General features: G+C 50.3%; 22 protein-coding genes and 1 tRNA gene. 7 read left to right on the top strand and 16 right to left on the bottom strand.

All coding sequences use genetic code 11. From position 1 onward, the window contains the following. Positions 1-74 precede the first annotated feature (74 nt). Together BUB38_RS00230 and BUB38_RS00225 are read right to left on the bottom strand one after the other, a co-directional pair. Positions 75-407, bottom strand: a complete 333-nt coding sequence (locus BUB38_RS00230; RefSeq protein WP_073155443.1) for an LEPR-XLL domain-containing protein — start codon at positions 405-407, stop codon at positions 75-77. A 205-nt stretch (positions 408-612) separates the two neighbouring features. Then, a complete protein-coding gene (locus tag BUB38_RS00225; RefSeq protein WP_083541812.1) occupies positions 613-1,935 on the bottom strand; it encodes an FISUMP domain-containing protein in 1,323 nt (440 codons plus the stop codon). Between the two features lie 181 nt (positions 1,936-2,116). Between BUB38_RS00225 and BUB38_RS16680 the strand changes: the two genes are divergently transcribed. The 3 genes from BUB38_RS16680 (at position 2,117) to argF (ending at position 4,406) form a co-directional block, all read left to right on the top strand. Beyond that, entirely contained in the window at positions 2,117-2,653 is a 537-nt protein-coding gene (locus tag BUB38_RS16680; RefSeq protein ID WP_083541856.1) for a virulence RhuM family protein, read from the top strand. A 179-nt stretch (positions 2,654-2,832) separates the two neighbouring features. Beyond that, the gene (locus BUB38_RS16675) at positions 2,833-2,985 is read left to right on the top strand and encodes a hypothetical protein (protein ID WP_175547619.1); all 153 of its coding nucleotides are present in this window, start codon (positions 2,833-2,835) and stop codon (positions 2,983-2,985) included. A 476-nt stretch (positions 2,986-3,461) separates the two neighbouring features. Beyond that, entirely contained in the window at positions 3,462-4,406 is a 945-nt protein-coding gene (gene argF, locus BUB38_RS00215; protein ID WP_073155439.1) for an ornithine carbamoyltransferase, read from the top strand. Between the two features lie 152 nt (positions 4,407-4,558). Here argF and BUB38_RS00210 read toward each other — a convergent pair whose 3' ends face one another. The 3 genes from BUB38_RS00210 to BUB38_RS00200 form a co-directional block, all read right to left on the bottom strand. Continuing rightward, positions 4,559-5,803, bottom strand: a complete 1,245-nt coding sequence (locus tag BUB38_RS00210; RefSeq protein WP_073155436.1) for a carboxypeptidase-like regulatory domain-containing protein — start codon at positions 5,801-5,803, stop codon at positions 4,559-4,561. An 8-nt stretch (positions 5,804-5,811) separates the two neighbouring features. Further along, positions 5,812-6,702, bottom strand: coding sequence for a DUF4423 domain-containing protein (locus tag BUB38_RS00205; protein ID WP_073155433.1), 891 nt, complete (start codon positions 6,700-6,702; stop codon positions 5,812-5,814). Between the two features lie 227 nt (positions 6,703-6,929). After that, on the bottom strand, positions 6,930-8,147 hold the full coding sequence (locus tag BUB38_RS00200) for a fibrobacter succinogenes major paralogous domain-containing protein (RefSeq protein ID WP_073155431.1): 1,218 nt from the start codon (positions 8,145-8,147) through the stop codon (positions 6,930-6,932). 94 nt (positions 8,148-8,241) lie between these two features. Here BUB38_RS00200 and BUB38_RS00195 point away from each other — a divergent pair, with 94 nt between their 5' ends. Next, positions 8,242-9,144 carry a DMT family transporter gene (locus BUB38_RS00195; protein ID WP_073156691.1) on the top strand — a complete coding sequence of 301 codons (903 nt, stop codon included), beginning with the start codon at positions 8,242-8,244 and terminating at the stop codon, positions 9,142-9,144. Between the two features lie 310 nt (positions 9,145-9,454). Here BUB38_RS00195 and BUB38_RS00190 read toward each other — a convergent pair. The 4 genes from BUB38_RS00190 to BUB38_RS00175 form a co-directional block, all read right to left on the bottom strand. Continuing rightward, a tRNA-Leu gene (locus tag BUB38_RS00190) sits at positions 9,455-9,538 on the bottom strand. A gap of 64 nt (positions 9,539-9,602) precedes the next feature. Then, the gene (locus tag BUB38_RS00185; protein WP_073155428.1) at positions 9,603-10,382 is read right to left on the bottom strand and encodes a hypothetical protein; all 780 of its coding nucleotides are present in this window, start codon (positions 10,380-10,382) and stop codon (positions 9,603-9,605) included. Positions 10,383-10,385: 3 nt separating this feature from the next. Then, the gene (locus BUB38_RS00180) at positions 10,386-10,907 is read right to left on the bottom strand and encodes a hypothetical protein (RefSeq protein WP_073155425.1); all 522 of its coding nucleotides are present in this window, start codon (positions 10,905-10,907) and stop codon (positions 10,386-10,388) included. 8 nt (positions 10,908-10,915) lie between these two features. Further along, positions 10,916-11,725, bottom strand: coding sequence for a hypothetical protein (locus BUB38_RS00175; RefSeq protein ID WP_083537946.1), 810 nt, complete (start codon positions 11,723-11,725; stop codon positions 10,916-10,918). 33 nt (positions 11,726-11,758) lie between these two features. On the opposite strand from BUB38_RS00175, the gene BUB38_RS00170 reads away from it, so the two are divergent. Together BUB38_RS00170 and pheS are read left to right on the top strand one after the other, a co-directional pair. Further along, a complete protein-coding gene (locus BUB38_RS00170; RefSeq protein WP_139258134.1) occupies positions 11,759-13,162 on the top strand; it encodes a toxin-antitoxin system YwqK family antitoxin in 1,404 nt (467 codons plus the stop codon). A gap of 194 nt (positions 13,163-13,356) precedes the next feature. Then, positions 13,357-14,379: a phenylalanine--tRNA ligase subunit alpha gene (pheS, locus tag BUB38_RS00165; RefSeq protein WP_073155423.1), complete on the top strand. Its 1,023-nt coding sequence runs from the start codon at positions 13,357-13,359 to the stop codon at positions 14,377-14,379. Positions 14,380-14,515: 136 nt separating this feature from the next. Here the strand turns inward: pheS and BUB38_RS00160 are convergent, their stop codons facing one another. From BUB38_RS00160 to BUB38_RS00130, 7 genes are all read right to left on the bottom strand, one after another. After that, the gene (locus BUB38_RS00160) at positions 14,516-15,100 is read right to left on the bottom strand and encodes an outer membrane beta-barrel protein (protein WP_073155420.1); all 585 of its coding nucleotides are present in this window, start codon (positions 15,098-15,100) and stop codon (positions 14,516-14,518) included. Between the two features lie 109 nt (positions 15,101-15,209). Then, positions 15,210-16,589, bottom strand: coding sequence for a mannose-1-phosphate guanylyltransferase/mannose-6-phosphate isomerase (locus tag BUB38_RS00155; RefSeq protein ID WP_073155417.1), 1,380 nt, complete (start codon positions 16,587-16,589; stop codon positions 15,210-15,212). Positions 16,590-16,624: 35 nt separating this feature from the next. Beyond that, positions 16,625-17,767 carry a polysaccharide biosynthesis/export family protein gene (locus tag BUB38_RS00150; RefSeq protein ID WP_073155414.1) on the bottom strand — a complete coding sequence of 381 codons (1,143 nt, stop codon included), beginning with the start codon at positions 17,765-17,767 and terminating at the stop codon, positions 16,625-16,627. A gap of 18 nt (positions 17,768-17,785) precedes the next feature. Continuing rightward, a complete protein-coding gene (locus BUB38_RS00145) occupies positions 17,786-18,232 on the bottom strand; it encodes a low molecular weight protein-tyrosine-phosphatase (protein WP_073155412.1) in 447 nt (148 codons plus the stop codon). A 28-nt stretch (positions 18,233-18,260) separates the two neighbouring features. Next, positions 18,261-18,824, bottom strand: coding sequence for a dTDP-4-dehydrorhamnose 3,5-epimerase (gene rfbC, locus BUB38_RS00140; protein WP_073155408.1), 564 nt, complete (start codon positions 18,822-18,824; stop codon positions 18,261-18,263). Between the two features lie 8 nt (positions 18,825-18,832). Further along, entirely contained in the window at positions 18,833-19,720 is an 888-nt protein-coding gene (gene rfbA / locus BUB38_RS00135) for a glucose-1-phosphate thymidylyltransferase RfbA (protein WP_073155406.1), read from the bottom strand. Beyond that, a complete protein-coding gene (locus tag BUB38_RS00130) occupies positions 19,720-21,819 on the bottom strand; it encodes a polysaccharide biosynthesis tyrosine autokinase (RefSeq protein ID WP_073155403.1) in 2,100 nt (699 codons plus the stop codon). The genes rfbA and BUB38_RS00130 overlap by 1 nt, the downstream gene beginning before the upstream one ends. A gap of 92 nt (positions 21,820-21,911) precedes the next feature. Between BUB38_RS00130 and BUB38_RS00125 the strand changes: the two genes are divergently transcribed. Continuing rightward, positions 21,912-24,506 (top strand): DEAD/DEAH box helicase, encoded by a 2,595-nt coding sequence (locus tag BUB38_RS00125; RefSeq protein ID WP_073155402.1) that lies wholly within the window; start codon positions 21,912-21,914, stop codon positions 24,504-24,506. The last annotated feature ends 11 nt before the right edge of the window (positions 24,507-24,517 follow it).

Genomic DNA, 24,517 nt, shown 5'->3' with positions numbered 1-24,517 from the left:
TACTATAACACGTTTTGAACGAGGAAATGTTGCATGATTTTATGTAAAATAATTGTAAAAACTCAAGTAGGTTTTCATTGCCATCTGCATTCAATTCCCTTAAACTTTTCGGCGGTATCGCTTAACAGAGATGTTACAGAATCAATTTTTTCAGAGATGCCAAGAGAAGAAATGTCAAAGCTTGAAACGGAATCAATAGCCTTTGTAACTTCATCACCGATTGTCGCAGACAGACTTTCAAACTGTTCTGCATAAGCATCCAGTTTTTCCACCTCGAATCCGGAGGCGGCATCCATCATTAAGCGTGGTTCTAGATTTTCGATCTTGAAATTCTTCTTAGAGACTTTTTTAGCCTTTGCTGACTTAGAGGAGACTTTCTTGGAGGACTTACGGGAGTTATTGTTCATTGAACGCCTGCGGCGTTAGCGGCGTCACTCGGTCATAAAATCAAGTGAACTTGATTTTGCGACGCTCGTTTAGCACGCTATTTAGACATGAGATTAGCCTTGAGACGCACGATGTGCGTCGTTATAGATTAAACTTGGGAATGGGAGCCCTCACCATGAGGGTTCCCGAGAATCTTTTTATGGGAAATTTTTTAGGAGATTGGTGTTACTCCACCATTACACAACGGACGGAGAAACCTTGCGTTTTCAGAACGTTATCAAATTCAAGAATCGTACTTGTACTTGCAGAAAATGACGATCTAACAGTTTCTATATTCAATTCCTCAGGATAGTACCAATATGTACCCGTATTTACGTTTCTAAAACTTTGGTTAAACAAATACCCAGCACCAACCAAAGAGTATCCGGTAGTATTAAAGCCTCCAAAAGGAACTGAGCGAACACCTTTGATACCATCCTCATTTCCATCTGCATGGACTATGGTGTACATATCGTTATAGGTCAGCAAACGCCAGCCCTCGGGGCAAATGCCCTGATGGTTTTTCTGAATCAAATCGGCGCAACTTTCCGTATTGCAGCGGCTGGGCAAAGCCATCATTTCCGCCCACTGGTAAAGACCGCCATACTTATCGCAATTGGTGGTGTCGTTATCATAACAATAACGTTCAATCTTGGAATCATCTTCCTGGTTTGTTCTTCCGCGGACCATTTCACCAATATTCAGGTTTTCGGCCATGACGGTCACAGAATTAGCCTTGTAACTGGTATCCCTACCTGTAATGGTGATATAGTAGTAGCTACGGCCAGTACGTTCATCAGTAAACTGCTTGTACACGCCGTCTTCATACTTTGCTTTTGACAAGAATTTTGCATGATCAAACGGCACATATTCACTACTGCTGGAAATCTTCACAGAGCTGGAGGAAGACTTAGCACTGGAACTAGAAGCAACAGAAGAACTGCTCTTTGCTGTGCTAGAAGAGGACTTTGCGCTAGAGCTAGAAGCAACAGAGGAGCTGCTCTTGACCGAGCTACTGGATCCTTCGCTCGATGAGCTCAGGATGACGCTGGAAGAGCTGCTGCTCTTTGCAGAGCTGGAGCTGCTCCTGGCTTCGCTGGAGGAAGAAGATTCGTCCTTCTTGACGATCCAGCCCCACTTATTCAGTTCGGCGTCGTGGATGCAGACCAGCTCCACGTTGCTGTCGTAGTTGTAAGAAAGCTTGCCTTCGCGGTTTTCGTCACACTTGCAGCTCAAGGCATCAGCCAAGGTGTAAATGTCGCAGACGTACTTTGCTACGCTGGAGCTAGAAGATTCCTTAGCAGAGCTGGAGGATTCCTTATCGCTAGAGGAGCCATTCTTTGTGCTAGAGGAGGATTTTTCCTCGTCAGCAACGCTGCTAGAGGAATCTTCGTCCTTGGCGCTGGAGCCGTTATCGCCTCCGCAGGCAATAAGCATGATCGCGGCGATGGACAACATCGCTAGATTCTTCGCTACGCTCAGAATGACACTCGGAAAAGAATTTTTCATATGTTCTCCTAATTTATTCCCTTTTTTCAAAAAAAATATAGTCAAAAACGCAGACTGTCATAATCTGACTTTTGCAATTTGTATATTTATCCCAGCCGGAAACGCCGGTTTTTATTACATCCCCCGACAGGGGCCCGCGAGTTTCCTCGCATCATGGGAAATGCGTTCCTCGGAGTATCCGATGGAAAATCAACTGGAAAAAACGCCCGAAAAGGGTGAAATCATCGCCTACCACACCGATGGCGAGTTGCATCTTGATGTCCGTCTCGAAAACGAAACCGTATGGCTGACGCAACAACAAATTGCGGATTTATTCGGGACGAAAAGGCAAGCTATAACAAAGCATTTAGCAAACATTTTTTCGTCAGAGGAACTCATCGAAAGTTCAGTTAGTTCCAAAATGGAACTAACTGCCGCCGATGGGAAAAACTACAGAACAAAACTTTACAATCTAGACGCAATCATCTCTATCGGCTATAGAGTTAACAGCAAAAATGCAACCCGTTTTCGCCAATGGGCCAACAAAGTCCTTAAAGATCACCTCCTCAAAGGCTTCAGCATCAATCAGCGGCTTCTTATAGCAGAAGAGCGCATCGACCACCATTTGGCAAATCACGAGAATCGCATTACCGACTTGAAAAACGAGCAGGAGGATCACTCTGCACTCTCCCAGCCAATTCCCGCTGGGACGGCTTCGCCCTCATTGCAGAACTTGTAAAATCCGCCGAAAAATCCGTAGTGTTCATCGACCCATTTGCAGATGTCACCGCATTAAATTTCGCAGCATTTCGAAAGCCGAAAGTTACAGCAATCGTCTATACAGCTCGCATCACCACGGCATTACAAAACCAGGTGGAAATCCATAACAGACAATACCCCGGGTTGCAACTCAGGAACATGCGTCAAGTTCACGACAGGTTCCTTCTCGTCGATGACAAGGTCTATCACTTTGGAGCCAGCTTCAAGGATATGGGAAACGGACTTTGTGGCTATAGCCTTATGGATTTTGCGACCGTAGAGCAGGTAATGGAAATGGTGGGAAATCCTTAACGGTATCCGCAGCGGGCTGAGAGGGGGTGGCGGAAGACTTTTAGCCGGGGCCGGCGACCAGGGGGAGCCGTCGGGCGGCCTCCTAATGTTATTTTTTTGCGTTTTTGGATGTTCTAGGCTGTTTTTGGCGATGCCACGGCGTAAAAAAAGGCTGCAGCCAGGGGGAAACTTCCCCCCTATCCCTTGACAAACGACTTGTTTTTTTCTCTATTTGGAGGCACAATTTTAAGTTTCACCTTTAACGGAGATACAATATGCCTTGCGGAAAGAAAAGAAAGCGCAGGAAGATTGCGACTCACAAGCGTAAGAAGCGCCGTCGTCGTGACCGTCATAAGAAGAAAATTCGCTAATTTCCGTTAGCATTCTCTTGTGATTTTCCTGTTAAGGAATTGAAAGACGGAGTGACAAGCTCCGTTTTTCGTTTTTTGTTTTTTTAACCGAGCAGTTCCTGAGCTCACCAAAATAAGGAATAGAAAATGATCGATCGCAGCAAGCACTTCCTCCGCCTCGCCGACTGGAGCGAAGAAAGAATTCTCGAAACCGTAGCCATTGCTTCCCGCCTGAAAAAGGAAGTCCATGCAGGCCAGGTCTCCGACCGTCTTCACGGCCAGAACATCGGTATGTTCTTCGAAAAGCCGTCTCTGCGAACTATCACTACTTTCCAGGTGGGCATGAACCAGCTGGGTGGCCACGCTGTGCTGCTCTCCCCGGACTCCATCGGTCTTGGCAAGCGCGAATCCATCAAGGATGTGGCCCGCTGCCTTTCCCGCTGGGTAAACGCTCTCGTTGTCCGCTGCTTCAAGCAGGACCTGGTGGAACAGCTGGCTGAATACGGTTCCATTCCCGTTGTGAACGCCCTGACCGACGACTACCACCCCTGCCAGGCTATCGCTTTCGCCCAGATGATCGAAGAAAATCTCGGTGGCATGAAGGGCAAGACTGTGGCCTTCATCGGCGACGGCAACAACGTTGCTAACTCTTTCCTCGCCCTCTGCTCCAAGGTGGGCATGAACTTTACTTTGGCTTGCCCCAAGGGTTTTGAACAGCCGGCTCACGTGATCGAAGAAGCCCAGGCTGACTTCAAGCGCCACGGCTGCCAGTACCGCGTATTCAACGATCCGAAGGAAGCTGTCAAGGACGCCGACATCCTTTATAGCGACGTATGGGTCTCCATGGGTCAGGAAGGCCAGAAGGAATCCAAGCAGAACCACTTCTTGCCGTTCCGCATCGACGCAGACCTCCTGAAGTACGCTCCGTCTCACGTGAAGGTTTCCCACTGCCTGCCCGCTCACCGCGGCGACGAAATCACCGACGAAGTGATGGACAACCTGGACCTGAACATGAGCTACGAAGAAGCCGAAAACCGCCTCCACGCCCACAAGGCTGTGCTGTGGCAGGTCATGCCCCCGTTCAACAAGTAATTGAACAGCGTAGACTTTTTAAAAAGGCTCCCTCTGGGGGGCCTTTTTTCGTTTCCGTTAGAGTACAAAAGGCAGGCTCCCGCGAGAGCCTGCCTTTCTAACCACCAAATTCACTTTAGCTGTTCCGCACTCCGGCGCGTTCAGAACAGTCCTTACCTTAAGTCCTTTTCATTAACTCCATAAAATTTGATGTCATCAATCCAGATTTCCGTATCAAAATATGCGGAAACTGCGATGTTCGTAGCCTGCTTACTAACGTAATCCCAGCCCATGTTTCCATAGGTGCTGTCGCCCACCATAAAGTCGGAAGGTTTCACCACCACACGCTCCCATTCATCCGCACCACCAAGGGTGTCCAGGAACACTGCCTTGCCAGAAGTTCCGTCAACAATGGCTTCAAGATTGAAGGAATAGGAGCCCGTGCCACGAACGAAGTATTCCACGGAATCAATGCCGCTGAAGTCACAAGGATTGGAACTGGAGCAAATCCACAGGCCCATGAAAGACCAATGTCCCTGCATTCCAGAAGTTGTCCAGTGGAATGCCTTGCCCTCGCGACCTGCACCGGCATCTACAACGGCCAGGGCGGCGCTATCTTCAACAGGAGACATGACCACCGTGGTGTCCGTAGGCTTCAAATAAAGTTCGCTAGAATCTCCGGCAAACAGGACGTTAGACTTCAATCCGTTTTCGAAATCCAGGACATTTAGGTATCCCAGGGGCGCGGAGGAACCCGGTTCCTCGTCGGATGAGGATTCCGACTCATCGCTGGAGGAACTTTCGGCAATCTGACCGCTAGACGAACTTTCAGGAGCCGCCAGAGGAACAGTCACCAGGTCCTCGACAATAGAATCGCCGGCGACGATTCGAACGCGGTAATCTGCAGGAGCAAGGCCCTCAATCTTATAGAAGCCTTCGCTATCGGTCTTGACCTTCCGATCGGTACCGTAAACCTGGATCCAGACGCCATCGCTGCCTTCGGGCAAGTCGATCCTACCCGACATGACACTCAGGGGGCTAACGGCAATTTCAGAGGAATCCCCCATCTTGATCTGATTGGCCAGGAGCAGGGCAAATGCGCCACGGCCTTCATCCATCACCTCGAGGGTCATGGAATCTGCAAACAATGTATCGACGCGGACAATGCCGACGGAATCCGAGGTAAAGATCCTGACGGCAGTTTCCTTCTTCAAGACTTCCAAGGCAGGCAGATAGTTCGCAGCCCTCAAGACTGCAGTGGCGTTGGCCACAGGGGCACCACCTTCGTCCACCACCTGGACCACATAGGCGTTTTCTGTTTCGACAGTACTGACACCTGCCACCTCGCTATCCGTGGAGCAGGCCACAAGCCAGCCGCCCACAAGCCCGGCAACAATGCACTTAAACATCTTAACCATACCACACCTCATTTTTTTACCCCTTTGGTGGCAGCGGCCTTGCCCGCCACACCTCCATTCTTGACAGCGGCCTTGCCCGCCACCGCGTCCATGTCGGCCACCGGGAACAGCGAGAACATGAACTGCATCACCTTGGTAGGCTTCTGCACCTCTTCTACGCGTTTCTGCACCTGGCGGCGGAATTCCAAGGTCATTTCCTTCAGGTCGTTAAAGCAATCTTCATCTACGCCCACCAGCAGCGACGACATATTTCGCCGGTCAGGTTCGATGGTAGCCAGGGCATTCTGAGCCAGAGCCAGCAACTGGTTCTGGTAGCTGCGAATGGCTGTCACCTTGGCGGTACCCGACGAGGTAAAGTTAGCCTGCCCCACCGCAAACCGTTCCGACGCCAGGGGCGTAATCAGTTTCAGTTCCTTCAAGACGCGGATGGCTTCTTCCACCTGTTCCTTGGAAACCACAGGCGTAATCTGCTTCACCAGCTGGGACACCACCGCCGAGCCGTTGTTCATCTCGATCAGGGTTCGCACCACCGGAATCCACCACTTGCCTAAAAACAGAAGCTCGTTGGTATTGAGTTGGCGCATCTTGACGTCCTTCAGGGACAGCGCCATCTTATAAAGCTTATCCTTCTTGGCGGGGGATTTCGTCTTGGAAGCCGCCACCAGGATTTCAAAAAGTTCGCCACTTCGGCCCTTCAGATCCAGCAGGTCCTTGACCAGGGGGATGCTGCGATTGGGCAAGTGAAGTTCCTTGTTCAGTACGCGGAACATCTGACTGGTTTCAAGGCCAAGTTTCTGCCCCATCATCTTATAGGAATACAGGGGCAACTCCAGCTTGCGCTGGGCATAGTAATTCTTCAGCAGATCCCTGTAATCACCAATTTCGTCGATATTCAGCATAGGCCCTTCTTAATTCTATATAATTTCCCATCTATAAGATAGATTCGCCTCCTGATTTTTTGCCCCCGTTAAAAAATGCCCTTTGCAAAAATTGCAAAGGATTTGTTGGATCAAGGGGTTACCGCAGACGGTCAAGAAGCTAACTTAAAGGTATCGTAAAACCACACCACAAAAAAGCCCCGGGAAGGTCCCGGGGCTTTTTTTAAACAGTCAGAATTCCCTACGGCTTACGGAGCGCTGTAATCAAACCAGTCGTAGTATTCCAGGTCTTCGTCATAGGTGCAGACCACCACTACATCAAGATCTGCTATGTAGGCGGTAGTACCCTCCATATCTTCATCGCAAGCATACACTCCCAAGTCGTCAACCTCATCCAGCATGAGATCATAGCTTCCGGAATCGCCACTAGAGCTGGCAGGAGTTACGCTGGAGCTAGAAGGCAGAGTGCTGGAGCTGGAAAGATCGTCGTCATCATCGTCGTCATCATCGCTGGAAGAAGAGCTAGGCGGAGTAATATCTTCTTCGTCCATCCACATGTAGTCTTCCAGGTCATAATCGTAAGCGCAGATCAATTCCTGCTCCACGTCCTTGATGTAGGCAGTCTGACCCTTGGTCTTTTCGGAGCAGGCATACTTAGAAAGATCAGAGGATGTCATCACTTCTACATCGTACTTGGAATTGACAGACCTGTCATTGACACAACGCACGGAACGGTAGATGGACTTTTCCAGGGTATTCTTCCTGACACCGCCATCGGTGCTGGTAAAGCGCCAGCTGATAGCGTTTTTCAGGTCAAATTCATCGGAACTCCAGAAGGAGGCGTAATCATCCTGCTCCAAAAACTCGTTACCCTTCTTGTAGCCGGAAGCCAACACGCGGAAACCATACTTGTCGGTTCCGTTACCGTCATCATCCCAGCTAAAGGTTGCCTTCAACTTCTTGCCGGGGTCACTTCCCACAGCGTCAAACAATTCCTGCCATTCATCCTTAGAAGGCAAATGCCACCCATCGGGGCAGACATCCTGGGCATCGCCCCAGTAATACAGGGCGCCGTAATCTTCACAGTTGTCTGTCTTGTCATCATAGCAGAAAGAATTGGAGGACTTGTAGTTCAGGTTTTCCGCCATCCAGAGCTGATTACCGATAGTCACGGTCTTGTAACGTTTATTATCGCGGCTGTCCTTAAAGTCACTGTAGGAAATGGCCGGATTGAATTCTTCAAAATCAACCTCTTCGGAAGAGGAACTCGCGCGCACGGAACTGCTGGATTCCAAATCGTCATCAGCTTCGTTGTCAATCTTGGCGCTGGAAGAAGAAAGGATTTCTTCCTGTTCTTCGCTCGCACTACCGTTACCGCTATCGCCGCAAGCCACAAGGCCAAAAGTGAGGGCACTGCAAACGCCGGCCACACAGCCAACATAAAGAGCATTCTTCAAGATAGTCATAAAACCTCCTAATGATATCGCAAAGATAAAAAAATTTTTTGAATCCTCCGTAAAAATGGATCCAACGACCTTTTTTTCTATCTTTTTTATCGCTATGGCTAACATCGGATATAGTTTTCTGCTTATTCTGGCGGCCTTCATCTGGGGAACGACCTTTGTGGCCCAGGCAGAAGGCAATTCTGCAGGCCCCTTCGTTTTCACCTGCACCCGCAATCTCATTGCCGCCGCACTGCTTTTCGGCCTAGCCAAGACCCTTGATGCCACTGGCAAAAGCCCTCGGCGTCCCGCCACTCCTGCCCAGCGCAAGAAACTCTGGAAGGCAGGCATTCTCTGTGGCATCGCCCTAACCTTCGGAACCAACTTCCAACAGCTGGGACTGTACCTAGGGACTTCCGCCGGAAAATCCGGATTCCTGACCACCTGCTACATTATCCTCGTGCCGTTCTTAAGCGTATTCATCGGGAAAAAAATCAACTTAAAGTCCTGGATTTGCGTAGGCATCACATTGGTGGGCCTCTACATGCTCTGCATCAAGGACGGCTTCACAGTCGAAGTTTCTGATGGGGTGCTGTTGCTGTGCGCGCTATCTTTCGCCATCCAGATCCTATTCGTAGACAAGTACGGCCCCGACGTAGATAACGTCCGCCTTTCTGCCATACAGTGTCTAGTGGCCTGCGTCCTTAGTGCCGCCCCCATGTTCCTAGTGGATATGGAATGTTCGGCTGCGGGCATGGTCCGTGCCGTAGAAATTTACTCCCACGGATCCGCCTGGATTCCGCTGCTTTATGCCGCCGTACTTTCTAGCGGTGTGGCCTTTACCTTGCAGATTGTGGCCCAGAATAAAATCAAGCCCACCATCGCCTCGTTGCTCATGAGCCTGGAATCGGTGTTTGCGGTTCTGGGAGGCTGGGCCGTGCTGGGAGAACAGCTGACCCTTCGCGAGGGCCTTGGCTGCATCATCATGATGGTAGCCGTCATTCTCAGCATCAAGAAATAGCTCGTCCGAAAGGACAGGGGGCAAAAAGGCAGTGGAAAAGAGAAATTCCACTCCATTTCCACCGCCTTTCTTTTAATTTGTATCAAACAAACTCTCAAAACAAGACAAATTTTACCTCAAACAGGGGTAAAAATGCAGAAAAACACAGCCTTACCCCACCTCTGGCCCCCAATTTTGCGAACGAACAAACAAAAAGGCAGTGGAAAATCGGTTCATACGCCCTTTTCCACCGCCTTTTTTCATTACCTCCGCGAGGCATCTCCATCTCCAAGCATAAAAAAAGACCTCTCTTTCGAGAGGTCTTTTTCAGTGCGGATGAGAGGACTTGAACCTCCACAACCTTGCGATTACTAGAACCTGAATCTAGCGCGTCTACCAGTTCCGCCACATCCGCATGTTCGTGTGCCCAAATTTTGAAAATTATTTGCGATTTGTCAAGGGTAAAGGGCAAATTTTATTCATTTTTCATTAAAAATTTCCAAAATCCAGTCTTTTTGATGACTTTTCCAGTAACTCCAGTCATGTTCACCGGCCGGATCGAACTTCATATCGCACTGAAGAGAGGAATTTGCCTCCGCTCCCTGGTCCAGGGAATTGCAAAAGCGGGTAATCCAGGGAACTGTCACATCGGCAGGATACAGCCGGTCGGAACCGCCCTGAATAAAACGCCAACGTCCGGTTTGCAGACGACGTTCCCGGGCAATTTCTGCGGCATCGCCAAAGGCGGCCCCATAGGAACTGATCAGCAGTCTGGATTTCACCTGTCGACGGCCCCACAGGGAATAAGCCATTACACCCAGCGCCCCGTCTGAAATTCCCACCAGGTAGATGTTATCGATAGGGTAACCACGACGCCCCGCAATGGAATCCAGGGCCGCATCCACCCAACCAACAGCCACGGGAGTTACCCAATGGTCCTGCTTACAGGCAGACGCACTCATTACGATAAAACCGGGAAGCAGCTCCGCCATATCGCCGCCTGCAACTAACCCCTTTTCACAATTACCGCTAGTCATACCGCCGTGGAACCACACGGCGACAGAACGGTGATCATTGCCCTTGTTTTGTCCGTTAGACTTTAAATTCCAGACGCCCACCAATCCCTTTTTAGGAGCAGACATGCCCGAAGCTGAGCCATAGGCGACCACGTTCAAGGTATCTTCAGCGGAGGATCCCCAGCACGAAGCCGCAAGGCCCACCACAAGAAACAGCGCCCAGACGGACTTAAAAAATTTCATTGGCTATGCCCGCTTTTTAACAAGCCACATGATCAAGAGCACCAGCGCAGCCAGGGCCATCGCCCCCACAATGCCGCAACCGATAAAGGCATAATAGACCTGGTAATCCATCACCAGTTCATCAAAGCTCAGTTCCCCATCCATAGACGAAATGGAGTGTACTACAAACAAATTGCTTTTTACTCGTACAGCCGTAATCTGCAACGGAATATCCCCAGCATCCATGGCGGCAAAACTGTACCATTCAGCCATATCATCCATCATGTCCTTGGAAGCATACAGCACGAAATTCACATTGTCGTCACCGTTAATCTGGAAGTTGGTCTTGTCAAAAAAGGGAATGTCCGTTCCGCCAAAGATGCTTGGAATCGAGGCGTGGGTCACCGTACCATAGAAAAGCTTGTCTTCTTCCGTAAATCCCTTGAGGGCAGGCATCATATAGGAAAGCAGCCAGCCCGCCAAGAACAGCAGCAGGAAGGCGAAATGCAAATAGGCCGGTTTACGGGAGGTATAGAAACGGAACATAAAACCCACTAGTCAATATTTTTAGAACGGAAGATAAAGAAAAATGTAGAAAGCAAAAGCACCAGACTCAAGAAATAGAAGGCCATGGGAATCCTGGATTTCAGGGAAAGCTCATCCATATTCTGGGACTGGAAGAACTGGATCATGTCTTCACAATACATAGCCGCCATGGAATTGTCGAAACGGCTCCAGGCCAGGGCAAGTTCCTCGTTTTCACGAGACAGCTTGATAAAGTCCGTCTTCAAGTTCTGGGGCAAGCGGGCAATTTCATCTTCACTTAGAGATCCCAAGCCCACCAGGTATCCGGCACGCATGGAATCCAGGGACATCACCATCTTTTGATGAAGGGAGCCTTCCAATTCCATAACCTGGGACCGCACCCCTTCCAGCTGATGATTCCAGGCCATTCGACCGGTCGTATAGCGGCGCATTCCCGCCACCTTGCTCAACACTTCCTTTTCAAAGCGGGACACGGACTCGTAGGACGGGACCTTTACACCAAGACCGCGAATGTTATCCATTTCCCTTGAAAAGGAAACGGCCATTTCCCGCAGGTTCATGGTCTGGGCCTGCACAAAAACAGAATCCGCTCCAAAGCCGATGCGGACACGTTCCATACCGCGCATGGTAAAAGCTTCCTGCAGCTGGTAATCCGTCAGAGATTTCAGATGACGGGAGTAGATAACCAGTTGCGGCTTCTGGGAAAAATAGAACAGCGCCGTAAGCCCAACCGTAATGGCCAGGACAAGCCAGACCCAAGGCGTACGGACCCGCGTATTGAAGGTATCAGCAAGCTGTTTATTCTTAATATCTAACACAACACGAAATTACCTTTTTCTACTTTAGTTCGTATGAGAGCTTTTCGATTTACAGCTGTTTTTCGGGTCATTTCCCGTTTTTCTGCAACCTTTGCCGTCTGCGGAGCACTCTGCAGTTGCACAATCGAACGAGCCGAAGAAACCATTCTGGCCACCCATGCCAATGGCGCCAAGAAAACTTCCATCTGGGTTTACCCCAATGGCGAAATTCTAAAGCGCAACGAATGGTACTCCGACGGAATCAAGGAATACGAAATTCCCTACAAGGATAACGAGCCCGACGGTGAATTCAAGCGCTGGACGGGCTACGGCGACCTGGTTCTCGAAGGGGAATACAAGAAGGGCTTACGCCACGGAAAATGGATCAGCTATTACGGCGGACATTTCAACAAGAAGAAGGAAGCCATCCGTTACTACAAGGAAGACCACCCTGTAGGCGACTGGGAGGGCTGGCACTTTAATGGTGAGAAAGCATTTGAAGAACATTATAACGAGAACGGAGATTCCGTTGGCGTCTGGAAAAAGTGGGACGAAAACCGAACCTTGGTTGAAGAAAATTCCTGCTTCAGGTCTAACGAAAACGGGCACTTCGAGAAGTTCGCCAAGAGTTGCAAGATTCTTGAATATTACGATTGCCGCCAGGGAATGAAGGTTGGAAAATACAAGCGTTACTACGAATCCTTTGACGAGCCCGACTCCACCGGAGCCAGTTGCAACACTGCAAAAATTCGGGAAGAAGGCGTCATCGACGGATGTGAAGGCACAATGTTCCCTCAAACTTTCTATAGGGCAAACGGATCCGTCATAAAGAAAATCGAATATCAAGAAAGCGATTGCGGAATGGTAAGGTCCAAAACATCATGGTTCGATGAACAGGACAAACTGTTGAGAGAAACCATTTTCAAGAACATCAACCATGATGGTTCCGAAGGTTATGCTTACGGATTCTGCGAAGGATCAACCAATTTGTTCTGCGCGGAAACTTCCTTCGTCCAATATGGGTATGGAGTTCTGGACAGCAGTACCTTAAGCCAGAAAGACGCCTTCAGTCAAAACGTTGGTCAATACAAGGCCTCGATTCGCTACATAAAGCCTGACCACAAGTTGCTTTACGAAGAGTACTGGGATTTTGACAGCACGGCAAAATCTGCAGGTCAGATCCTCCTTGCGACACGCAGTTTCTACCCCGACAGCATGGGCGGCAAAATGGCCAGTGAAGGCTTCTGGAAATACCACTTTAGCAAGGGATCGCAGCGCAACGGCATCTGGCGCAACTGGTACAAAAACGGCGTGCTGAAGGATTCCCTCACCTACGTCAACGGCGAGCGCGTTGGCGAGCAATTCGGCTACGACTCCACCGGCAAGCTGACCATCCACAAGACCGAGAACGGCAAGAACCGCCCCGTGATTATGCATATCCTAGGCAGCGAACGGTAAGAGGACGGGTATGAGGCGCGAGGTATGAGGCGCGAGGTATGAGGGCGGAGCCTGCGACTCCCTTGAGATATTATAATCGCGCCAGAGGCGCCAAACTTACTAATTCATATCTCATAATTCATAACTGTTAATCGTTCATTGTTAATCGCCTCTTGCAAGAAGAACCTCAAAAAATTTCTATCTTATGCCCCACTATGAGTGAAGCTATTAATAACGTAAAACAGGCATTTGACGCAGAACTTGCTCAAACTGACCTCACTAATCAAGAAGCCGTTAACAACCTCCGCGTGAAGTACCTTGGCAAGAAGGGCATGGTAACCGACCTGATGAAGCAGATGGGTTCCCTTTCCGCAGAAGAAAAGCCGGCTTTCGGCAAGCTCGTCAACGAACTTAAGGTGGCCGTCTCCGAAGAAATCGAAAAGGCCATTGCTACCGCCAACGAAGCCGCCCTCCAGAAGAAACTTTCCAGCGGCAGCGTCGACGTATCCCTCCCCGGCGCAGGCATTCCGTCTGGCTCGACCCACCCGCTGTACGACGTCCGCGAAGAAATCATCGACTTCTTCAGCCAGATGGGCTTTGAAGTGGACTTCGGCCGCGACATCGAAACCGACTGGTACAACTTCGAAGCATTGAACACTCCTCCCGACCACCCGTCCCGCGACATGCAGGACACCTTCTACGTGGACGACAAGGTGATGCTCCGTACCCACACCAGCGGTACCCAGATCCATTACATGGAAACCCACAAGCCGCCTTTCCGCATGATCGCTCCGGGTCACGTATTCCGCGTCGATAACGATGCTACCCACGCCCCCATGTTCCAGCAGTGCGAAGGTCTGGTGGTAGACGAAAACATTTCCTTTGCAGACCTGAAGGGCGTCCTCCAGGTGTTCATGAACAAGCTCTTCGGTGAAGGCGTCAAGACCCGTTTCCGCCCCAGCTTCTTCCCCTTCACGGAACCTTCCGCTGAAATGGACGTGAGCTGCGTGTTCTGCGGTGGGGTCGGCTGCCGTCGTTGCAAGGGCACCGGCTGGATGGAAATCGGTGGCTGCGGCTCCGTGGACCCCAACGTGTTCAAGAACTGCGGTATCGACGGTGAAAAGTACACCGGCTTTGCATTCGGCTTCGGTCTAGACCGTATCGCCATGCTCCGCCACGCTATCCCGGAAATCGGCTTGCTCACCGGCAACGACCAGCGTTTCCTGGACCAGTTCTAGTCCGAGCCAAAAGCTTTACAGGGCCTCGCCTTTGGCGAGGTCTTTTTTTACGTACAAAATTACGAACAAGAAAGGCGGACCTTGCAAGGTCCGCCTTTCTTTAATAGTTTGCGATCTCGTTTAAGACGTCCAACAATTAGCGCTGCTTAAACCAGTAGCTAAGACCGATTTGGATACCGAAACGGTTTGAATCCACATTATCCAAATCAAAAACATTGGTCAAACCGTAGGTAATACGGCCATCAATGCCCAGACCGAACTTGAACACATAGCCCAAGCCTGCAGCGAAGTCTACGTTAAATCCACTGGCCTCATCTATGGATTCTGCATCGGTAGACCTACTTCCATATTCAGCCCAGCTCAAGGTAGTCAGGTTAAGGCCCAGGTTAACACCCAGATCCATGAAGAAACCCGGAGTAAAATTCAGACGGGCCAGTACGGGGATACTCATGTCAACATACATGATGTATCTATGGTAGTTATCATAATCATCCACATCAAAGTCATATATGGCGTATTCAATACCTGCACCGGTATGAATGCCGAAATTTTCGTTAACCGGGAAGAGCATTTCGAAAGTGAAAGCATCACCGGTACCGATGTTACCATCGGCATCACCCATCAGGGAACCAACGATAAAAGCATCTCGGAGACCGAGACCCACAGCAAAGCTCTGCACGGCGGCAAAAGCAACGAAAGCAAGAACGATTAGTTTTTTCATGTTTCCTCCATATTTAATTTAAGGTGGAGCAAATATAAAAACTTATCCATAAAAAAAGGCCACGAAAGAAAATCTTTCGCGGCCCACTATTGCTAAACAAACAGCTATGTTACTTTACACGATGGAAGTCATCTTCGACGCGGATGATATCGTCTTCGCCGGTGTATTCGCCCACCTGGATTTCGACGATGACCAGCGGAAGCTTGCCTTCGTTCTGCAGGCGGTGTACTTCGCCAACAGGAATGTAGGTAGATTCGTTGGGACGGACGTAGAACACCTTGTCGCCCACGGTGACGGTTGCGGTACCGCTGACTACGACCCAGTGTTCAGAACGGTGCAGGTGCTTCTGCAGGGAGAGGCGCTTGCCCGGCTTCACCACGATACGCTTCATCTTGTAGCGTTCGGAAGATTCCAGCACGGAGTAGGTACCCCAGGGGCGGTTCACAGTCTGAGGCACGCTGATCAGGTCAGAGCCGCGGACTTTCAGTTCTTCCACCACCTGCTTTACCTTCTGGCTGCTGCTGAGAGGAGCAACGAGAAGCGCGTCGGGAGTATCCACGATGAGCATCTTATCGAGATCGATGGTTGCGATGGCACGCTGGGAACCCATGACCAGGGAGTTCTTGGAGCCCACTGCAATGTGGCGGGGGTTTACGTTGTTACCATTTTCGTCGTGGGGATATTCGCCATAGAGGCTGTCGAAGGAACCGAGATCGCTCCAGCCGATATCGCTGGGAACCACCTTCACCTTGTCGGACTTTTCCATGACGGCGTAGTCGATGGAATTGGAAGGAATGGCCATCATGTCATCCATAGAAACGCGGATGGGTTCCTTTTCTTCAATGGCCGTATTGGCCAGAGCCTTCTTGGAAGCGGCCAAAATATCCGGAGAATGCTTCTGGAGTTCGTCGAGGAAGGTCTTTGCCTTGAAGCAGAAGATACCGGAATTCCAGTAGAAGTTACCTGCCAGCAAATACTTTTCGGCGGTGGCACGGTCCGGCTTTTCTACAAAACGCTTTACGTTTTCGCCATCGGCTTCGATGTAGCCGTAGCCAGTTTCGGGGCTGGTGGGAGTGATACCGAAAGTGACCAGGTTGCCTTCCTTGGCAAGTTCCTGGGCGCGGAGCAAAACAGCCTTGTATTCATCCTTCTTGCGGATTACATGGTCGGACGGAGAAACCAGGACGATTTCTTCGGGATCCAGGGTCAAGCAGGCCAGGGCGATGGCAGGGGCGGTATTACGGCCCACCGGTTCCAGCAGGAACTTGCCGCCCTTCTTGCCTTCGGCTTCCAGCTGGTCCTTAGCCAGGAAGAACTGGTCGGCGTTGGAAACGATGAACTGGGCTTCGCAGACTGCGGAGTTGGTCACCACGGTCTTGCGGAAGAGGGACTGTCCGTCAAAGAGCGGAGCAAACTGTTTCGGCATCAGGGAACGGCTTACGGGCCAGAGGCGAGTGCCGTTACCACCACAAAGGATAAGGTTGATCATTGAGTTACACCCTATAAATTAAACTTAGAGAATTATTACCGTCCCCACTGACCGCTGGACATCAACTGGATATTACGTCCAGTACTTGCAGCATTGTTAAGCAGAGCACCGGTCGGAGCAATCAAAGAAATGATACGGTTCCAGGTTGCAAGGCCAGAAGCGTCCACATAGACCACGTCATGAGAAGACAGGTTGAAGCGTTCTGCCATAGCAAGGGCCATGGCATTCTTGGCATTCAGCAGATAGACATCGATTGTCGTCTCATTGGAATTGCGAATCACATACACGGAACGGGAATCCGCATTCAAGGCATTCAGACCACCGGAAGAAGCCAAAGCTTCTACAAGGCTCAGCTTGCCATTGTTCACATCTACGGTTCCTACACGGCCAACTTCGCCAAGAACGTAAACCTTGTTGCTCTTCTGAGTTTCCTTCAGAGCGGGAACAAAGATCTGGTCACCGGGGCGGAGCAGAATCTTTTCAAGAGCTAGATTGTTCTGGAAAGCATCCAGATAGTTGATACTATAAACCTTGCCATCGCGGCGGAACTGCATGGCGGAAGGATCGGCATATTCATCAAATCCACCCACAAGGGAAATAGCGTCGGGCAAAGTCATGGGCTTTTCATCAAAGCCTACAGCACCGGGCTTGTTCACGGCGCCAGAAACAAAAGCCTTGCGACCATTGTAACCCGTCACACGCACGTCCACCTGGGGATCGTTCAAAATCTTATCGGAGAGGCGCTTTGTAATTTCTAAACGAAGTTCCTGTGCAGTCAAGCCAGCGACATTCAATTCACCGGCATAGGGGTAGAACAGCTTACCATCGGTAGTGACCTTCTGACCGGCAGGCTGGTACTGACCCATAGGAGAAGTCAGTTCCGGATGTTCCCAAACCACGATCTGGACCATATCCAGAGGTCCAATATGGTATTCCAGCTGAGGCAGGGAATCCACCATCAAATCCTTGAGATTGCCTGCGGCAGATTCTTCTTCAGCAGAGGCGGCGGCAACGTTTGCCTTGCCCAGATCGCCCTGATCAATGTAGTGAACACGAACGGTATAACCATTATACTCGGCAGAATCGCCAGGCAGAGCCATCTGCATCTGGGGACCAGCGGCGCATCCAGACAAGAGGGCAGCAGCAACACCGCAAAGTCCCAAACAAATCTTCTTCATAAATTCCTCACACCAGGCCTAGGCCTGGCCCTCACTCTGTTTAATTTTTTCGACCCAGTAGGGAGTCAGCTTGGAGATGTAATTCCATGCAAGAACAAATGCATTTTCCGGACGGCGATAGGGGTCAGGTACGTCGACCCTCATGTTTTCGCCATAACGGAAAACCTTGCCTTCCATAAAGGGATAGCGGGCAAGAATATCCATCTTCTGACCGTTTTCCATAGTTAGAATCAGGTCGGCCCACTTTACAATATCCAGGTTGATCTGACGTGCACGATGGGCACTCATATCTACACCATGTTCCAGGGCAATCTTCTGGCTGATTTCGTGAGCAGGGTGATCCACCAGGGCACCCAGACCAGCACTCATCACATTATAATCGGGGCCGAGTTCCTTCTTGAGAAGGTATTCGCCCGTGGGGCTACGGCAAATATTGCCGGTACATACAACAAGAATATTTTTCATCAGGTCAATAATAAAAAAATTAGGCCGATTACAATTCAAAAGCGAAGCCAAGATCCTTCAACAGAGGGTTCTTGGTGTCCTTTTCGCTGAGAAGCGGTTCAAAACCATTTCCCACAGGCCACTCGATTCCGATGGCCGGGTCATTCCAGAACAGACCGCCTTCATCCTTGGGATCATAAAGGCGTGTACATTTGTACACAAAGGTTGCAGTTTCACTCAAAACCACAAAACCGTGAGCAAAGCCTTCGGGAATGTAGAACTGGCGCTTGTTTTCGGCAGAAAGCACCACACCTTCGTACTTGCCGAAAGTGGGGCTGCCCTTGCGCAGGTCCACAGCCACGTCATAAACTTCACCTTCCAACACGCGGACAAGCTTGCCCTGGGGATTCTTTTTCTGGAAATGAAGGCCGCGAAGGACACCCTTCTTGGAGCGGGATTCATTATCCTGAACAAAAACCATATCAAGACCGGCTTCATCAAATTCGGCCTTGTTATAGGTCTCCATGAAGTAACCGCGATGATCACCATAGACGGTGGGTTCAACGATAGTTACGCCTTCAATACTGGTCTTTATAAAATTGAACTTTCCCATATGATTACCTAATATCTAATCTTTCCTTCGGCGACTTTACGCAGGTGCTGGCCATAGGGGCTCTTACCATATTTGGCAGCAGATTCCAGCAACTTGTCCTTGCTGATCCAGCCATTGATGTAGGCAATTTCTTCTATGGCGCTGATCTGGATGCCCTGGCGATTTTCCACCATACGAACAAAGTCTCCAGCCTCGATCAGGCTGTCCATGGTACCGGTATCCAGCCAGGCAAAACCGCGACCCAGCAACTTCACATCCAAGTCACCCTGATCCAGGTAGGTCTTGTTCAGGTCCGTAATTTCCAGTTCTCCGCGAGCGCTGGGTTTCTGGGACTTGGCATATTCGACCACGCGGTTGTCATAGAAATACAAGCCGGTAATGGCATAATTGCTCTTGGGTTCCTTGGGCTTTTCTTCTACAGAAATCACCTTTCCGGCTTCGTCAAATTCCACAACACCGAAACGTTCGGGATCATCCACATAGTAACCGAACACACTGGCGCGACCGTTCTGTTCGGCGTTCTTGACGGCAGCCTTCAGAAGGGGACTAAAGCCGTTGCCGTAGAAAATATTGTCGCCGAGAACCATGGCGCAGCAATCATTTCCAATAAATTCCTCACCCAGAATAAAAGCCTGGGCTAGGCCATCAGGGCTGGGCTGAACCTTATAGCTAAGGTTGAGACCCATCGAGGAACCATCACCCAACAGACGTTCAAAATTGGGAAGGTCCGTCGGAGTGGAAATAATCAAAATATCACGGATTCCCGCCAACATCAAAGTAGACAGCGGGTAATAGATCATGGGCTTGTCGTAAACAGGCAACAGCTGTTTCGAAGTCACCATGGTCAGGGGATAAAGTCTAGTACCGGAACCACCGGCGAGCACAATACCTTTCATTAGTATTTCCCGTACTTGTAGCCGTAACCTTCGGTGCGGCTATGTTCATACTTGTTGATGACAATAGAAGCATGTGCAGTACTGTTGCCCTTGAGGATCTGGCTCATACCTTCCTGAATGGCTTCAATAGAATGCCTATTGTATTCGATGACCATAACGATCTGGGCAGCCAGGCGGCAAGCCAGGGCAGCATCCGTCACCAGCATGATCGGCGGAGTATCCACAATCACCAGATCATACTCAGACTTAAATCTTTCAATCAAATCGGCATAATGCCTGGAGCCAAGAAGTTCAGCCGGGTTGGCAGGGACATTGCCGCAGGGGATCACAAACATGTTTTCCACTTCGGTGGGGTGAATAACTTCTTCCACCTGGACTTCACGGAGCAGCACCTGGGAAAGACCGTTGCCGCGCTTGATTCCGAATTCCTTATGGAGGCGACCCTTACGGAGATCCGCATCAATGAGCAAGACCTTCTTGCCCAGACCTGCAAACAAGGCTGCCAAGTTCACAGAAATAAAGCTCTTGCCTACGCCGGGAATCAGGCCGCTAACACCAATGACAGAACCATTATCGTCCATCATAGAGAATTCCAGGGAAGAACGGAGAGCACGGAGGGATTCCACGGCCACGTCGTCGGGTTCCACCACGGCCAGCGGTCTTGTGCCCTTGGTTCCCTGGGGATTGCCCTTGGGCACCTTTGCATAAACCGTAAAACCAGTTTCCTTTTCGATAAAGCTAGCGCTCTTTACACCGCTGCTGAACTTGGTCTTCAGAGAAATAATCAAAGTACCAAACAGGAAGCCAAGGAACAGGGCGACAGCAACAATCAGCTTGGGCTTGGGCTTAGTGGGTCTGAGAGCCTTTTCAGCAAAGTCCACAATACGCACGGAGCCCACTTCACCGGCAGAAACAAGACGCAGCTGCTGGATATTGTTCAGCATGGTGGTGTAGAGAATCTTGCTCTGTTCCACTTCGTTAGTCAGTTTTAGCACTTCCTGCTGAGTGGTGGGAAGTTTCTTTACCTGGCTGGCGGTTCCTGCCAGTTCACGCTTCAAGGCATCTTCCTGATCTTCCAGAGTCTTTACAGTAGGATGTTCAGAATGGAAAAGTCGAATCGCTTCCTGCTTACGCTGTTGCAAGGCAAGAATGTCCTGTTGCAACTTCATGCGGCGCTGAAGCACCAACTGAGTTTCTGCATTCACGTCTACAGAACCCACGCGGTTACGATAGGCGTTCAAGTTCATGAGAGAGGAATCCATCTGGGCCTTCACATCAGGCAGCTGCTTTTCCAGGAATTCCAACGTCTTCTGGGCTTCAGCATTACGTTCTTCCACATTCTGACGTAAATAAGAAGAGGCTACCTCATTCAATACGGCCATGCCACGATCCGGATAGATATCCTGATAGGTAAATTCCAGGATTCCAGTCTTTTTACCCTTTTCCTTTACGTCAAAGGCGCTACGGAACGAACTGATGGCATCGAGACGCTTACGCTTACGGACGACAAAACGCTGACCCGGGCGAACATCGCAGCTGATAATGCCAAATGCGGCAGAATCACCGGCATAGGGAAACTTGTAGGTATGGCCAGGTTCACCCGATAGAACAACTTTATCAAGGTGGTCATACAGGTCAAAACGACCAGTACTGTCCTTGATTTCCACTTCCCATTCCTTAATCTTGTCAGTCTTGGGGACGCTATCCCAGGGGACTTCAATCTGCGCAAGGTCAAGTCTGCCTTCCCTATGGAGAAGACGGTCCAGGAAATTCAAGGGTTCAGCCTCGTACTGCAGGCGCATCTTTTCGACAGCGGCACCCATCACCTGACGGCTACGAATCAACTCAATTTCTGTTTCGGCAGGAGAAGCGTTGGAGAAAAGGGCTCCAAGTCCACCCATCATACCCATAGAGTTCTTGCTGTTTTTCGATTCAATCTGAAGAAGAGCATCTACCTGGTAAACAGGCCTAATCCACAAGGAGACAAAGACACCTACAATGCCAGCAACCACTAAGCAAGGCAGCATGATATACCAATTTTTGGCAACATCCTTAAGCAATTCAGTCAAGTCGGTTTCTTCTTTCTTTTTCGATGCCATAAAGACCCTTATCTAGAACGAGTTTAAATTCACACCAATGAACTCAAATTTAAAAAATCAGACGTTCCCTCAAAAAAACTATCTTTACTTTTATGACTGAAAAAGCCCCCGTTTCTTTAAAAGACTACTTGACTAAAGCCGATTCCGATGTATCATCTGAAGCCCTGCTGGAAAACTTTCTGGCCTGGGCTGATGCCAAGGGTACTACGCTGTACCCCGCCCAGGAAGAGGCAATCCTTGAACTTTTAGACGGGAAAAACGTTATTCTAAATACGCCTACGGGTTCAGGAAAATCCATGGTAGCCCTGGCGCTCCATTTTGACAGTCTGGCCCACGGCCGACGCAGCGTCTACACCTGCCCCATCAAGGCCCTGGTCAACGAAAAGTGGATGGCCTTGTGCAAGGAGTTCGGTCCCGAAAATGTAGGACTTTCTACAGGAGACGCTACCGTCAACCGCGACGCCCCCATCATCTGCTGTACCGCAGAAATCCTTGCCAACATGGCCCTCTGCGAAGGGGAACAGTCCACCATTTCTGACGTGGTCATGGACGAATTCCATTACTATTCCGACAAGGAACGCGGCGTCGCCTGGCAGGTCCCCCTCCTGACCATGCCCAACACCCGCTTTTTGCTCATGAGCGCCACCGTAGGCGCCACGGAATTTTTCGAAAAGGAAATGACCAAGCATACGGGCAAGGAATCCGTCACCGTTCGCTCCACCCAGCGCCCCGTACCCCTGGATTTTACCTACTCCGAAACCGAAATTTCCAACACAGTTCAGCGCCTGATCAACGAAGGGAAGGGCCCTGTTTACGTGGTTCACTTTACCCAGGCCGCAGCCGCTACCAACGCCCAGAACTTCATGAGTCTGGACCTTTGCACCAAGGAAGAAAAGGTGGCCATTAACGAGGCCATCAAGGAAATGCGTTTCAGCAGTCCTTACGGCCCCGAAGTAAAACGTTGGCTGAAGCAGGGCATTGGCATCCACCATGCGGGTCTACTTCCCAAGTACCGCATCCTGTGTGAAAAACTGGCCCAAAAAGGTCTGCTGAAGGTCATCTGCGGAACAGACACTCTTGGCGTAGGCGTGAACGTACCCATTCGTTCCGTGCTGTTCACCCAGCTTTGCAAATATAGCGGCGACAAGACCGCTATTCTAACCGCTAGAGACTTCCACCAGATTGCAGGCCGCGCAGGCCGCAAGGGTTTTGACGACATCGGTTACGTTGTGGCCCAGGCCCCGGAACACGTTATCGAGAACTTGAAACTGGAAGCCAAGACAAAACAGACCGGCAAGAAATTCCAGAAGAAGAAACCGCCCGAACACGGCTACGTTCCCTTCGACAAGAACACCTACGAACGTTTGATCCAGGCACAGCCCGAGCCGCTAACGTCCAGTTTCCACGTCAGCCATGGCATGCTCTTGAACATTCTCAGCCGTCCCACCGACGGTTGCAAGGCCATGCGCAACCTGATCAAGGACTGTCACGAAACGGCCGCCAGCAAAAAGCAGTTGAGCAAGCGCGCCTTCCAGCTTTTCCGTGGTCTGGTAGAAGGCCATATTATCGAATTTGCCCCGCAAGTGGCACCGGGCTACAGCAAACTTCGCGTGAACATGGATCTGCAAGATGACTTTTCCATGAACCAGCCCCTTTCCCTGTACTTGCTGGATACCTTGCCCAAGCTGGATCGTGAAAGCCCCGAATACGCACTGGACGTCATTACTTTATGCGAAAGCATCGTTGAAAATCCCGAAGCCATTCTCCGCATCCAGATGAACAAGGCCAAGAACGCCCGCATGGAAGAACTGAAGGCCCAGGGCATGGAATTCAACCAGCGCATGGAAGAATTGGAAAAGGTGGAATACCCCAAGCCGTTGCGGGATTTCATTTACGACACCTACAATAACTTTGCCGAAACCCACCCCTGGGTAGACGTAAATGTGGAACCCAAGTCTATTGTCCGCGAGATGTTCGAAAACTTCAGCACCTTCAGCGGTTACATCAAGCAGTATGGTTTGCAGCGCATGGAAGCCATCTTGCTCCGACACCTGAACGGGGTTTACAAGGTGTTGGCCCAGACCGTTCCCGACAGCTACAAGAACGAGGAACTTCACGACATGGAAGATTTCCTAGGCGATATGATCCGCAGAACGGACAGCAGCCTGTTGGAAGAATGGGAAAAGATGGCCCACCCCGAAGACTACCAGAAACGTATGGACGATGCAGGCGCCACCGAAATGGAAACCGCCTTCGGTGCCGACAAGGTGGCCGCAGACATTACCTACGACAAGAAGCGCTTTATCAACATGGTCCGCCAGCGCATTTTCCAGCTCATGAGTGCATTGCAGAAGCAGGCTTTTGGCGACGTATTGGATATGTTGGCAGACGACCTTGCAGAAGGCCAAATGCTAGTGGATGGCGAAGGCAAACCCTGGACCGAAAACCGTCTGATGGAAATCATGGCAGCCTACATTGCAGAACACCACAAGTTCCGCCTGGATGTGGAAGGACGTTCCATACACCACACCATCATTACCTACGAAGGCGAAATCATGCACGTCCAGCAGATGCTTCAGGACGAAGAAGATTTCAATGACTGGAGTATTGACTTCAAGATTGATCTAAAGGAATGCCGTGAGGCAGGCATGCCCCTCCTGAACATGGTCCGCATCGGGGAAGTCTAAAACATCGCGCC

This window comes from Fibrobacter sp. UWH5, from assembly GCF_900142505.1.
Taxonomy (GTDB): domain Bacteria; phylum Fibrobacterota; class Fibrobacteria; order Fibrobacterales; family Fibrobacteraceae; genus Fibrobacter.
Note: the sequence above shows the minus strand (reverse complement) of the source record. Positions and strands in the feature narration are given on the sequence as shown.